10 protein-coding genes are annotated in these 14,569 nt (G+C 44.0%); 3 read left to right on the top strand and 7 right to left on the bottom strand.

Annotated features, from left to right (window positions below; genetic code table 11):
* The first annotated feature begins 24 nt into the window (after nt 1–24).
* Nucleotides 25–1,329, top strand: a complete 1,305-nt coding sequence (locus tag ACJJI7_RS15725; protein ID WP_444901765.1) for a patatin-like phospholipase family protein — start codon at nt 25–27, stop codon at nt 1,327–1,329.
* A 48-nt stretch (nt 1,330–1,377) separates the two neighbouring features.
* Here ACJJI7_RS15725 and ACJJI7_RS15720 read toward each other — a convergent pair whose 3' ends face one another.
* Complete coding sequence (locus tag ACJJI7_RS15720; RefSeq protein ID WP_444901766.1) at nt 1,378–3,057, bottom strand: NAD-dependent malic enzyme; 1,680 nt, start codon at nt 3,055–3,057, stop codon at nt 1,378–1,380.
* 283 nt (nt 3,058–3,340) lie between these two features.
* On the opposite strand from ACJJI7_RS15720, the gene ACJJI7_RS15715 reads away from it, so the two are divergent.
* Nucleotides 3,341–5,311 (top strand): DUF3604 domain-containing protein, encoded by a 1,971-nt coding sequence (locus tag ACJJI7_RS15715; protein ID WP_444901767.1) that lies wholly within the window; start codon nt 3,341–3,343, stop codon nt 5,309–5,311.
* Between the two features lie 20 nt (nt 5,312–5,331).
* Here the strand turns inward: ACJJI7_RS15715 and ACJJI7_RS15710 are convergent, their stop codons facing one another.
* From ACJJI7_RS15710 to ACJJI7_RS15695, 4 genes are all read right to left on the bottom strand, one after another.
* Nucleotides 5,332–5,787 carry a GyrI-like domain-containing protein gene (locus ACJJI7_RS15710; protein ID WP_020415042.1) on the bottom strand — a complete coding sequence of 152 codons (456 nt, stop codon included), beginning with the start codon at nt 5,785–5,787 and terminating at the stop codon, nt 5,332–5,334.
* Between the two features lie 68 nt (nt 5,788–5,855).
* Nucleotides 5,856–6,203, bottom strand: coding sequence for a hypothetical protein (locus tag ACJJI7_RS15705; RefSeq protein WP_444901768.1), 348 nt, complete (start codon nt 6,201–6,203; stop codon nt 5,856–5,858).
* 39 nt (nt 6,204–6,242) lie between these two features.
* Nucleotides 6,243–6,623 (bottom strand): SpoIIAA family protein, encoded by a 381-nt coding sequence (locus ACJJI7_RS15700; protein ID WP_444901769.1) that lies wholly within the window; start codon nt 6,621–6,623, stop codon nt 6,243–6,245.
* Between the two features lie 109 nt (nt 6,624–6,732).
* Complete coding sequence (locus ACJJI7_RS15695; RefSeq protein WP_444901770.1) at nt 6,733–9,699, bottom strand: DUF3857 domain-containing transglutaminase family protein; 2,967 nt, start codon at nt 9,697–9,699, stop codon at nt 6,733–6,735.
* 459 nt (nt 9,700–10,158) lie between these two features.
* Between ACJJI7_RS15695 and ACJJI7_RS15690 the strand changes: the two genes are divergently transcribed.
* Complete coding sequence (locus tag ACJJI7_RS15690; protein ID WP_444901771.1) at nt 10,159–10,380, top strand: hypothetical protein; 222 nt, start codon at nt 10,159–10,161, stop codon at nt 10,378–10,380.
* 794 nt (nt 10,381–11,174) lie between these two features.
* On the opposite strand, the gene ACJJI7_RS15685 is transcribed toward ACJJI7_RS15690, so the two are convergent.
* Together ACJJI7_RS15685 and ACJJI7_RS15680 are read right to left on the bottom strand one after the other, a co-directional pair.
* Nucleotides 11,175–13,997 carry a zinc dependent phospholipase C family protein gene (locus tag ACJJI7_RS15685; protein WP_444901772.1) on the bottom strand — a complete coding sequence of 941 codons (2,823 nt, stop codon included), beginning with the start codon at nt 13,995–13,997 and terminating at the stop codon, nt 11,175–11,177.
* Between the two features lie 229 nt (nt 13,998–14,226).
* Nucleotides 14,227–14,553: a hypothetical protein gene (locus tag ACJJI7_RS15680; RefSeq protein WP_282950900.1), complete on the bottom strand. Its 327-nt coding sequence runs from the start codon at nt 14,551–14,553 to the stop codon at nt 14,227–14,229.
* Between the last annotated feature and the right edge of the window lie 16 nt (nt 14,554–14,569).

The raw sequence follows: 14,569 nt of genomic DNA, 5'->3' as shown, positions 1-14,569 counted from the left end.
ACCGCCACTTCAGGGAAAGATCAAATGAGTAAAACAGCGTGGGTGACCAGTGCTATCTCCCAAGCGGATACCCTTTGGCAAAATTCGCGCAAATCGATCGAAGGTAAATCCTTTAGCGATGTACAGGATGCCGATGGGCTCCAGTATGTGGATCTGGTAATGGAAGGCGGTGGCATGTTGGGGATTGCCCTGGTGGGCTACACCTATATCCTTGAGAAGGCTGGCATACGCTTTCGCAAGGTTGCGGGCACTTCTGCAGGTGCCATCAATGCGCTGTTTTTAGCCGCTGCCGGCACACCGGGCTCATGTAAGAGTGCAAAGTTACTGGATATTATGGCTAAGGCGGACTTTGCCAGCTTTGAAGACGGCGAACGTTTTGCGCGCAAAACAGTACAACGCCTGCTTAAAGGCAAAGGGCTTTTTAATAGCCTGGCCCTACATCCGTTCGATTCTCTACGAACCTGCAAGCAACTGTTGCGAGAAAAAGGCCTCAATCCTGGCGATGCTTTTACCCAATGGCTACGAGAGGAACTGCGCCAGCTGGGCATTACCAATACGGCACAACTCAACCAGCGTATCAATCAGTTTCCCACCCTTCACTACCGGGGAGAGCCCGATCCTATAGTAGGCAATGCAGAAGTCGCTTTGGTTGCGGCGGATATTACCACTGAAACACGAGCCGTATTCCCAGCCAAGGCACCGCTCTATTTTAGTAACCCGGATGCGGTGAATCCCGCCGAGTTCGTCCGGGCTTCCATGTCTGTGCCGGGCTTTTTCAAACCTTACACTGTGAAGGATATTCCCCAGCTGGATGAATGCAGTTCAGTGGCTGAGAACTGGCGCAGTATAAAAGGGATTGGCGATCCCCGGCTGTTCTTTAAAAATGGTTTCCCTAAAGAGATTCAGTTTGTTGATGGCGGCCTGGTATCCAACTTCCCCTTTGATATCTTCCACAAGCCAGTCGGTACTCCCAAGCTACCCACTTTTGGTATCAAGCTGGAGGTGGACCACTACCAGCCCAGGTCTGACAAGGTGGGGCGCTTTGCCATGGGGCTAATCAATACCTGCCGTAATATGCTCGACAACCATGTGCGGGCAAGCCTGAATGCGGAGTACCACACACTGGTAAAAGAGATCGCTATAGAACCGATGACCAGCGGTGAGCACCCCCACTGGCTGGACTTCGCAATGCCAGGAAAACACTGTGAGCACTTGTTCTTATCGGGCGTTAGAGCTGCGATTGAGTTCTTAAGCAGCGGTTTCCAATGGGAGGATTATCTGGTTCTGCGCCAACCGGAAGTCTTCTTCTCAGGGGAGCAACTGGCTTAAAAGAAGAAAGCCGGGTAGAACTACCCGGCCAGGGCTGTTATTAAGTGGTCAGAAAGAACGACGGCGGTAACTGCGATAGTCGGCCTGCCAAAAGTTACGCTTGAGAGATTTCTCCAGATGCTCATGGCTCACTTTGGGCGCAACCCCATCGAGCTGTGCCTGGGCAGCCACAGCCCTGGCGATATCAATGCTCACCTCTCGAATATCATCCAATTGTGGCAATAACGCGCCCTCCCCCTGCTTCACCACTGGCGCCTGCTCTGCCAGAGCATTGGAGGCTGCCATCAACATGCCGTCGGTAACCCGCGTGGCATTCGCGGCAATCACCCCAAGGCCAATACCCGGGAAGATATACACATTATTGCATTGGGCCACCGGGTGGTGATGCCCATCAATTTCCACTGCGGCAAATGGGCTGCCGGTAGCCACCAGCGCCTCTCCCTTGGTCCAGGTATATATTTCTGTAGGGGTCGCTTCAGCGCGGGAGGTGGGGTTTGACAGCGGCATCACCAGCGGGCGCTCATGGCCCTTCTGTAATGCCTCAATCACCTGCTGGTTAAATAAACCACCCTGTCCGGATACGCCAATAAGAATACTCGGCTTTACCTTGCTAATCAGGCTTTGCAGGTCTGATTCGGCTGCCCCATCCAAGATATCCGGAGACTGGGCCAGTGCAGCCTGGAAATCGTGTAGCCCCTTCATATCAGAGGTTACCAACCCATAGCGATCGAACATAAAAATGCGCGAGCGCGCATCTGCATCGCTAAGGCCAGCCTGCACCATGGCGGACACCACCTGCTCGGCGATTCCGCAACCGGCAGAACCGGCACCCACAATCAAAACCCGCTGGGCCGTTAATGGCTCCTGCCAGGTTTTGCAGGCGGCCAGAATGGTCCCCAGAGTGACAGCGGCGGTGCCTTGGATATCATCATTGAAACAGCAGATTTGATCCCTGTAGCGTTGCAACAGTGGCATGGCATTGGTCTGGGCAAAATCCTCAAACTGTACCAGCACCTTGGGCCAGCGACGCTTTACCGCCTCAATAAACTGCTCTAAGAACTCATCATATTCCTCTTGGGAAATGCGCTCATGACGCCAGCCCATATACATGGGGTCGCCGAGGAGGGTGCGATTATTGGTGCCAACATCCAGGGTGACGGGAAGTGTATAAGCCGGGCTGATACCACCACAGGCGGTGTACAGGGATAGTTTTCCGATAGGAATACCCATTCCACCAATACCCTGATCGCCAAGACCGAGGATACGCTCACCATCGGTCACTACGATAACCTTGACGTTTTCCTTGGTAGCGCTTCGCAAAATATCATCAATATATTCACGGTCTGGGTAAGAGACAAACAGACCGCGATGATTGCGGTAAATGTTAGAAAATTCCTCACAGGCTGCCCCTACGGTGGGCGTATAGATGATCGGCAGCATCTCATCAATATGATGCTCAATCAGGTAAAAGAACAGGGTTTCATTATCGTCCTGAATCCCTCGCAGATATATGTGCTTGTCCAGCCCCGTCTTACATTGCTGGTACTGTAGATAAGCGCGCCGAGCCTGCTCCTCAATCGTTTCGACATTATTTGGCAGAAGCCCGGCCAGGTTGAATTCAAGTCTCTCCTCTAAAGTGAAGGCACTACCTTTATTCAACAGTGGCATCTCCAACAGGGAGGGACCGGCGTGGGGGATATAGAGTGGACGCTTTTCGTTGTTGCTCATAAACCTGCTTTAAGTCTGATACGGCAGATGGAGTAAATTGCGCTCAGCTTTTGCAATCTGACTAAATTAACTAATGCGGGTCAGGATTGTGCGCAAACCTGCCAATCCAGTGGGGCATGGAAGACTATCCATTGTTCCGCGATATAACAAGACCCACCCTTCGGCCTACCCGCCCCTAAAAAAACGCCGCTCAACTATGCTAGCTGTATTTTCACCTAAGGAGGCGGTACCGAAATCAATATCGGCGCCACTCATTTTCTGCCCAGGCAATGGAGCGCCCGGCATGCAAATAAAAAAACTGCAAAGTATTCTGATCGCCCTGTCAGTCGCGTCAGGCCTATATAGCTGCGGAAAAAATAATGGTGAGGTTGAGGAGCAACCTAATAAAAAGAACGAACAAGTTTCACAAGAAAAAAATCAGCGTGAGGTGCTTACCGCCATGGCACCGGAGATCAAAGCAGAGATAGAGGCCCAGGAAAGTTCTGACAAACGTATCGCACGCAATGTCTATTTTGGCGATACACATGTCCATACTGGCTGGTCTGTCGACGCGGGGTTGGATGGCGCAATACTCACCCCGGACGATGCTTATCAGTTTGCGCTGGGAAAGGAAGTTACTTCCAACAGCGGACTCAAAGCAAAATTAAACCGACCTTATGATTGGTTTATGATCACCGATCACTCCGACGGCATGGGCGTTATTAGTGAGATAGTCGCTGGCAACCCGGAGATGATGTCCGACCCCACCCTTAAACGCTGGCACGATGCTCTCGCCTCCGGCAGCGAGGAAGCCACCAATGATGCCAAGAGCGAGGTCATTGTTCTCCAGTCCCAAGGCAAACTCCCCAATCAGGTAATGGACCCCAAGTGGATGCGTACCGCTTGGGAGAGAACCGTTGACGCCGCAGAGCGCTATTACAAACCCGGTGAGTTCACAACTTTTATTGCTTTCGAGTGGACGGTCAATGCCGATGGCGGTGATAACCTGCATCGCAACGTCATATTTCGCGATGGAGCCGATCGCACCAAATCACTGATACCCCTGACTACTTTCGACACCCAGAAACCGGTAAAACTCTGGGAATGGATGAAGGCTTATGAGGATAAAACTGGTGGGCGAGTATTAGCGATTCCACACAACGGCAATATGTCCAATGGGCGCATGTTTATCGAGAAGCAGTTTGACGACTCTCCCCTAACTCCAGAGTGGGCTCGGCTTCGTGCGCGCTATGAGCCACTCTATGAACTTGTTCAGGTAAAAGGGCAGAGTGAGTCTCACCCTGCCCTTTCTCCCGAGGATGAATTCGCTAATTGGGACCTTTGGGACCGCGGTAACCTAATCCTGAAACCCAAACCTCCCGGTGCCTTACAGTACGAGTATTGGCGCGAGGCTCTCAAATCCGGACTGCGCTTGGAGAAAGCCCTGGGCACCAACCCTTTTCAATACGGTGCCAATGCAGGTACAGACACTCACACAGGCCTCTCCACTCCTGATCAGGATAATTTCTACGGCAAGTTCAAAACCCTGGAACCCAGTAATAAACAACGCTGGGCATTTCCCTTATTGAAAGGGGTTGGTGGCGAGTACTTTGGATGGGAGCAAGCCGCTTCGGGCATCACTGGTGTATGGGCTAGAGAGAATACCCGCGAAGCCATCTGGGATGCAATGAACCGCAAGGAGACCTTCGCCACCACAGGTCCCCGGATTTCCGTGCGCTTCTTTGGCGGTTATGACTATACGGATGCAGATATCAAAGGAGACATAGTGGCGAATGGCTATAAAAAAGGGGTACCGATGGGGCAAAAGCTGCCTCCCGCCACCGAGGAGCAAAAAGCGACCTTTCTTGTAGCTGTATTGAAAGACCCTCAAGGAGCTAACTTAGACCGAGTACAAATCATTAAAGGTTGGCTGGATGACAACGGGCTCACCAGGGAAAAGATCTTTAATGTAAAGTGGTCCGGTGGGCGCAAAATAGACAGTGCCGGTAAGATTCCACCTGTAGGCAACACCGTTGATCTGGACACAGCCAAATACTCGAACACTATTGGCGAACCCCAGCTGATTGGGCTTTTCAAAGACCCGGAGTTTAACCCCAAGCAAAGCGCTGTCTACTATCTGCGCGCCCTTGAAATACCGACACCTCGCTGGACGCTCTACGATAAGGTGCGTTTTGGCATTGATATGGACGAGAAGGTGCCCCTCATTCAGCAAGGGCGCGCCTTCAGCTCACCAATCTGGTACTCGCCGCAGTAAGCATCGAAAAGATTGCATTACTATTTGATAGAAATAGCAATCTTAACTTCGTTAGGGCTTGCATAGTGCTCAAAATCAGTAGTGTAAGCTCGCTCATGAGGGCAGTCCGGTGCTGAGAAATGACCCCACACTTCCCCCCAAAGATCAATAACTGCCTGGGGCATCTCACCCTGTGCGCCAAATACAAGGTACTTGCCTGGCTCTATATGAACTGTTTTAAAGTCTTCTGACATCTCCGTAGAAAGCATGTCGGAGCAGGCAAAGACATCAAACAAGCCCGTGTGGTCTGACTCATAGTTGGTATACACACCATACACCTTGGGAGTGCCACGCAATTTTGGTGCGGCTTCTGCGCCAAACTTATCCCAAAGGGGGGTAATCTTTGCAGTGCCCGGATCTGCCTCATTGGCATTCTTGGTTCTTGTACTAAGCCCCACAAGATCAAAACCTTCAATCTGCTCAACAACCATAGCCATTCCGGATTATCCTCATTATTAATATCGTTAGCATAACAACCTACCGTGAACCTCAGAAGATCGCAATCTTACTGGCTTCGAACATCTATATGTCGAATGATTCCCCTATCGACAATTACAAACTCTACGCCAGACATCTTGGCAGTTTCACCCTCTTGAGTAGTGCCCTCAAAGTCAAAATCAAAACGAATAATGCAGGGTTTAACCTCCTCCACTTTATTTACAATCCATTCTAACTTGCTATAAGAGCCATGATGGACCCTTTGCATCACCATAATATCTTTCACACCCAGATAGAGTGCGCCATCTCGCGCACAGAATGTGGAAGACTCATCAAATAGATTTTCTATCTCGACAAAATTACTCTGATTTGAAAGGTCAAAGTAATATTTTGCCAATTCTAATGCCTCTGACATAAACTCACCGTCTTACAAGAATGAAAACCAAACTATAAATTAATCATCAGTAGGTGCATACTGCATTAAAAAATGTACCGCATCTGTGTGCTGGTTTGGAGAAAAGCACTTCATATCAATACCTCGAAACAGTTTATCCTCAACACCTACAACTTTCTTAAGCCACTCTTTATCAGTCAAAATCGCCACGGCGCATATATTTGAGATGCCAACCTCAAATAGGTACTTGAACTTCTCTACAACTGCCGAAAACTCCAGGCCATCGAATGACTCTATTTCTTCGTAAATTGTGATCTTTTCATATTTCTCCCCAAGGGCTTTCATCTGGTCAAATACCTCAGAAATATCACTTTCAGTAATATCTCCAGATATTTTGAATGCAAGGGCATTAGATATACCGATATCAATGGTTGTAATCATTTGTTTATTCCTAATTTGAGGTCAGCAATGTCCGAACCCTTAAGCCGGGATAGATAGCGGCCAGCCTCTTAAACTTAAAGCTATCTACCACCTTTTCGTTAAAAAATAATTACTGAATAGACTGCCATTGTGCTTTCAGGGCATTGACAAATAGTTTATCCCTACCATCTACGCCAGAAACATAGAGGATGAAGTCACTACCATCCTTCCTAAGGATGGTGACCGTAGTATTATCCTCCAAGCCCCCCCATTCAACCTGGATATCTTCTACTTTGTCATAAGTCGCCACTTCTTTCTGTAATACCCCTTCCTCTTTCCAATAAGAAAATACATGACGTTGAGTGAAGCCGTTCCCATCATCTCTCACAAATAAAAGGGCATCACTATAAAAATATTCAACTTCATCTTTTGGTTTTATTATCCCCTGTCTTTGCATAAACTTAATGTTATCAGCCGAAATTTCGCTGCCATCTATTACCGCTTCGCTCGGAGTCAACCCAACTTCGCCTCCTATTTGAATCACATATAGAGGCAGGCCAAGTAAAATCAATAGAACATGCCTAATACCCCAACGGGAATTATTTATCTCTGCAGATGATTTGGCACCATTAACAAAAATCATATAATTTGCTAGAGGCAATATAGCTAATGCACTTATCAGCAAGGATAGCAAGACGTAATCTGTAATATGTCCTAAAATCGACGAGACTAGAAAGATTATAGCCAATAGGATTGCCAATTTTTTACCAGGCAAGTGAGAAACACCAAAACGGTCTACGCTATCCTCTTTTAGATTGTTCCAAAGGGGGAAATACCAAAATTCGTTAAATATCCCTCTGGCAACCGGCATGATTGCGCTGTTCTCCTGTACCCGAATATACTTAAAATTCCTATAGAACCAATAGACACCAAATAATCCAAAAGTAAAAATCCACATCGCTATCAACTTACCTAGAGAAACTGGGTAATAAATCGCGTCTTGTTTAACTGGATTTTTCCACCTTTCATAACGCCACATAAAAATAAGCAGCACATAGAAAGATGCATATATATAAATAAATGTGGCGACAGACAACTGAGACACCAACCCCCCTTCGCCCTCATTTACTATAGAAGAATTTGTATACCGTTTGTAGACACCATAGCTCAAGTGATTTTCTACCCTTTCAATTGCCTCAATGTAAGACTTGTAATCTTCAGCCTTAACATGATCAATCTTGCTTTGGTATGAATACTCTAACCTCAGTTTTTTAGTGGCTTCCTGATAATCAACGGTATTCTTGAAGTGGAAAAATTTGTTATCTTCCTCAAAAAACTCATTATCAAAGGACCAATCATCCCCTTCAAAGTTGACTTCGATGATCTGCTCGATTAGCTCCGGATACAATAATTCTAGAGGGTGCCGCCTATTCCTATCATCATATTTTGAAATCGCCGAACTGACAATATTTGCATAAAAATCAACTTCATACCGCTCTCTTTCAGGCTTACTCTCCCAGAACTCTTCAATCCTATATTGCTCGGTATAAGAAAAAATATTCCTCTCAAGATCATCTTCAAATTCAACTATAGTTTCAACTTCAATACCAGGATAATAGCCTTCAAAAAATTCCAGATATCCATTCTGAATTGAGTCTCGCCCATTACTCGCCAAGCCTCGCCTTTGTCTTTCAGCATTCCATCCATAATTAACAGTCTTTGACTTAAATGCTACAGAGCCTTCAGTAGGAATATTGAACTCATCCTTTACAAACACACCAAATTTTGCAAAAGTCGGGTGCATTTCTGTTAAGTTATCGACGCCAGGTCTTAGTACGAGTGCTTTTCCATAGTCTGGTTGGTGGATTGTATCTAAAGCACCATGCTGATAGCTTCTAGTCGCGTCTACCCAGTACTCTTTACCCTCAAACTCAAAATAGGTAATGACATGATCAAAGGATCTGACACTAGGGATTTTATTCTTTAACTTTGACTCCGTATTAACTAACGCAGGATAACCTATAACTCCTAACTCTTTTAGTAGAGTAAGAAATAGTACGGTTTTATCTTTACAGTCACCATAGCGGTTTCTTAATGTCTCACTCGCCAATCTGGGCTTATGCGAATTTTCCCCCAACTCTATTCCTAAATAACGCACCTCATCCTGAACAAACTTTAGTGCAGCCGATATCTGGGAACCCTTATCTGATGAGTTTGATTTTATATTATCTGCTAGCTTCGAGATATCTTCATTAATATGATATACATCCTCATACAACCCTCTCCCCCAAATACCAACATCTTCCCATGTCTCAGACTCACTAAAGTAAACAGCCCCCCATGGACTAAACCAGGAGGGAGTATCATCATCAGACTTCAAAGGGTCAATTTTACTATCCTGTAAAATAAACTCATTGGCATCACCTAGTTTCCGTCGTTTTAATTCTAAATCACTATTTACGATCGAGTACTGGAGAGGATTTGGCTTTTCCCAAAGTATGCGAAGAAAATGACTTTCTAATGGAACAGACCAGTTAAGATTGAAACTATAAGCAAATAGCCCTTGATAGACAGGGTTCATTCCCGAGCGAGTATAGCTATACTCTACAACATCCCCTACCCTAATGTCATCCAGAAGAATATTTAATGTTATTTGGCCACTATAAATCAATTCACTCATTTCTTCTTCACGCTGTATGTAATCCATACGCGCTGTATTGATTTTATTTAACACTTCTCCATTTCGTATAACATTAATAGAGTGCAGAACTACTTTTTGATAGGCAGGATCATAGTTAATGCTAATCTGCGAACTCTCATCTACTCCCTCTTGATTAATAATGTTTTCAGCCATCCGGAAGAAATAATCTGGCACCTTCTCCTCACCCACCTTAACTTGTGTATCTAACAGCAAGTAATGAACTCCATTCTGAATTTTGTCATTTGGAGTCTTACTTACTTCAGGAATAACTACATTTGTTACCCATCCTGGTACAGGTGAGGTTGCAACTTCCTCCTCAGCCCAAATTTTTCCAGCCCCACTCAACAAACAACCAATTAAAACCACTTTTACTAACGAAACAATTCTAATATTCATCTTTCTTTTTAAAGTGTAAAAATACTCACCAACAAAAACGACAACAAAAACGACAACAAATCTACTACCAACTCAAAGTTATTGTTCTCACTACCACTCAAAAGCAGCCTGAAATACCGCCTCACCTGGAACTAAAATACCAACTACCACCCACTTAAGTTGACATCTTCGATTAAAGTATTATCGATTTCCAATCGAATACGGAAAAAACCTTAAACAACATGATCGACCTCTTATGTTTGCAATAAACAAATACCACGTAATTTATCATCTCTAAATTAAAAAATATACTTTTTAACTTCTCGAAACCATCCACAACTGTAATAATTATTCAAAAATTGAATATATCCAGATTATATATGCACACAAGCATCCCTATTAATAAGTAGCAACCCTAAACTGAAATGCCCAGACATATTTCTATCGGTAAAAACAGTTCAGCATTCTGAGGTGATGACTTTGAAACTTGTATTTCTACCCGGCCTGGATGGCACTGACATCTTATTTAACGACCTGATAAAAGCACTTCCCAAGACACTAAATTACGAGGCAATTTACCTCCCAGAATTAGAAGGACAAGACTGCTCAGAACAAGCAGTATCACTAGAAAAAATGACAAAGGAAGAAATCCTTTTTCTGGTTGTGGAGTTCTATTCCGACAGGTTAGCCTATGAGCTATGAAAATTAACAGAGAATAGAGTAAAAGAGATTGTCTTTATTGTCAGCTTTGTCTCACCACCATCAGCCATATCCAGATTTTCTAAATGGCTGTCAGTTTGAATTATGAAACCCAACTTCGTAGGCCGATTGATAGTCAACTTCTCAGGCTTCAATGATTATGACACAGACGAAAAACCTCAGCAGCTTTTTCAGTCATTGAAGCAAACGAATACAGATATACTAAAACAACGATTTATAAATATTACAAAAATAGACACACCAATTCGAAAATTCAGCATAGCTTCGGTTTATATCCGCCCTGTGAATGACTATTTAGTAGTCAAAGAGACTAATTAAAACTTTGAGCTTTCTATTAGAGTCCCTGGAGGTTATTAGTTTGCCAGGCAGACATTTTATCTCGCAGTCTAAGTCAGTTGAATGCGCAGGGATTATAGAACTTACTGCTTATTTAGCACTCAATACCAACAATCACTACTTGTCAGGGTGATAATTGGCACGGCTTCAAAAACTACTAATTTCGCCCATCTATTACTCACATGAGAGTGCTCCTAAATTTTATTAGCAATTAGCGCCAAAGCAATTGTATCGATCTGATTACCAATACACTTAGAGCCAATAAGAAAATATATGTACTTTTTGAAAAAAATTTTACAGGTATTTAGGCAGGCAATTCCTGCCTAAATAAAGTAGATAAGATTTAATAGAAAGGCTCCATTAGAAAAATGCTCTTAGGGGCCTTTCTATCCTACACTCCTCGACTCACCAATAAGGTGATACAAAAGAGGTCAACCTTATTAGGGCATGGCGCATTGACGATCTGGATATGGGAAGCTCTCATTCAGTGTTCTGTAAGAAGAGCCTGCATCAAGAATCCAATCAAAACCTATCACAGTAGGATTGGTTACTCCAGCGGTTAACGGTCCCTTAAACAAACCATCAAACAAATCATTTTTTGCACGCCAGTCTTTCCATAGCACAAAACCTGATGATGTAGAGAAGTTATCAAAGAAACGGTATTTGTCCTCACTCCCAATAGATCTTGGTAACGGTGGTGCACACAACATCCATTGATGATTACCGTCGATGCTTTTGAAGGCACCAGCAACAAGATTATCAGCGCTTAATCCATTAAAAATAGACTCGCTCAAACCTTGAGTCCTGGCTAATGCTTTCAGCCCCTCCGTATCCAGCAAGGCTAGTTTCGCCAAAGTAATGGCATTTGCTACTACTGGATACTCACTCACACTGTAGTCGCCATTACCATCCAGGCGCATCTCTGCTGTGACTCGATAAGCCATATCTGGGATTTTAACCAAATGCTGAGTATTGGATTCATTTTTCGAATACCAGGTATTCAGCGCAGTATCGGTCATGGGTGCATCAAGCAGGTCGAGTAACTCCTTGAATTCGGTGGGCAGCACATCTTCCACCTCTTCAATCGCATACTCCTTTACCTCCCCTTTTAACCCATCAATTGCCTTTCGGAGCTCTTCTCTGGCATTGCGTACCGTAAGAGGAATTGGCGCATTATCAAGAACCGTCAAAACATCAGACAGGGAATCGATCATACTATCGACATTTTGCCAAATATCACAAACTTGCGATGGTACCCCAATAAAAGTTGGGCCATAACAATATACCCAATCAGTTAAAGGATCTACACTACTAGCATTCTTATCCATGGTATTTACCATCATGGTAGCGGTAGTGCGTGTATATTCCAACATTGCAACATCAACCCCTGATTTCCACATCTCAAATTTGGACTGGATCGGGCTAACATTACTATTCAGAAGCTGCAAAAGATCGATGGCGGCATCTGCAATGGCATGCAGATTTTTCTGTGCTTTTTGCATTTCCGCATGAGCTTCTCTAGCATCCTTAATATTTTGTTTAGCCAAATCATTGGCTTCTTCTTCTAGATCATGAATAACTTTAAGCGCTGCATATTCGCTGGCGTGAACAGTCTTTGCAAGGCTCTCGCATACATCTACATCATCTGAGATGAGCTTATCAGCCTGCATACTGATTATCATTTTTTCTGATTCCGCCTCACGAACCCAAAAATGATCTACAACATTGTGATCTAAAGATACACGCATCTTCCAATCATATTTTTTGTCATTAATAAGAGGAATAAAAATATTACTTGATGCAATAGGAATAAATGGTGCCTGAGTGTTTTCTCGTGCTAAATTCAAAACATCTGTAACACCATCAATCATATATGTTAGATGTCTAGGGTATCTACTATTAAAGGGGACTTCGCTCTCTATTTTTCTATGCTGCTCATAGAGATATTGGTCTGAGAAAAGTTGATGTGCTGAAATATCAAAATCTCTCGCATACCAGTGCTCATCACCATCACCATCAAATAGACTCCCCGGGTTCAAAGCTAACTTTACCAGGTCCTCTACACCATCAACACCCAACATGTTAGCAATAGGATCAAGGTCAATTGACTTGTCAATCAGACCAGCGGGGTCAATTGTTTTAAGGGCAAACTCACAACCTTTTGCCGTTACTTCTGTGCGCCAGTCCAGCTGGGCCTTCTCTAACTCATGCTTTTTGTTGACTAGCTTGGTATGTGAGCTTTGCACCTTATCTAAGGCATCTGCTACCCCATCAAAGCCACGCCCCTCAAAATCAAGCCTGTACTTTAGTAAGTTATTACTTATTGATTGAGCTTTATCGATACCTATATTGACTTCATCAATAAAATCATTGGCAATGTTATTCAAATCACTAGCCATTGACTCTGGCATCTCATAACCAGTCCAATCCTTAATAAGGTATTGGGTTACCCATACATCAATGGTGTGCCAATAGCCATTTGCATCAATTGCCTGGTTATATAGCTGTTCCCTGAACTTTGAAATTGAAGCCAAGTGAGATGCCAGGGGGTTTTTTCCATACTGTTCTGTTGGAATATCAGCATAAATAAGCTTGTCTCGAAGAAACTCAAACAGTTCATCATCATTGAGGTCAATTCTTTGGTGAGGCTCACCGAGGACCTTTCCGAGGTGATCACGCAGAATAGGCACCCTGGAATCAATATAAGATTCAAGAGCTATATGGCGCTTTTCATTTAAACTTTCACCATCAAAAATAGCAAAAATATCACCCGAGTACTGGTTTACATAGGTGTGAGCGAATACATCCGCTGAGGCATGCCCGAGGTATCCATAGATATAAGCTTTTCCTATATTAGAGGTGTCCTTCTGGGTCAGCAAGTACTTTAGCCAATCGTCTGTGTTATAACGCGTGCTATCCTCTTGAACTATCGCATCACCAGCCTCATTTTTATCCAGTGCTCCAGGGTGAACGCTGGTCTGCCCAACTACAAAATCGGGAGAAGCATCGGGCCCAATATTGCCAAGCAGATAAGCGGACTGATTCTTCAGAATCGCTGAAGAAACATCATCTGGAACATCGATATCATAGTAATTATTATTGATTTCAAAAGTCAGCTTGCCATCATCAGCAAGATCATTGATTACTTGTTGACCAACAAATACATGACTCTTTAACTTAAAAGCCCAGCTCTGATTAGTTGCCAACAACCCCAAAAGAAGGCAGGCAAACTGCCCCCCTATCCCCTTTTTTCTAGCAAACATCCGATATACTTCTTAATGATAAAAGAAGGATTGTATCAAGCTTAGGATCTTATATATAGTTAAAGATTAACTGTTCATCCTTTATCCATTGCCTACAAAATTTATAAGGCGAACAAATTTTACACAGACTTATAGGGTAGGTCTGTTTAATTAGACATTCAGCAATAATTTGGTTTAAATTTTCAACATTCTTAATATAATTTAAATACTAATCAAATTCGTGAATTAATTACTTGTTTGGATGATAATTAGCACTACTCCAGGCATTATTAATTTCATCCGCCTGCTGTTGAGCATTAAAGTGCTCCCAAGTGATACCATTAACATCCTTTTCTTGGGTAAAAGCGGTTGCAGCCGGATCTTCCCATCCCAAGTGCCTAAGAGTCCCAGATCTGCACTTTGGGTCTTTGCGGACAGATAGGTTCAGTGAGTCGGTGCGCCATAAAGCATATTCACCGGCAACATAAGAGCACGGGGCGCAGTTTAGGCGAGTACTATAATCTTGTACTGTTTCCTCAATTCTATCAGTGGACAGTGCTATATGTAGTTTTTTCATACTTTGCTCTTTAGCC

Source organism: Microbulbifer variabilis, from assembly GCF_056232115.1.
The sequence above is the reverse complement of the archived record's forward strand: the minus strand, read 5'-3'. Positions and strand labels throughout refer to the sequence as shown.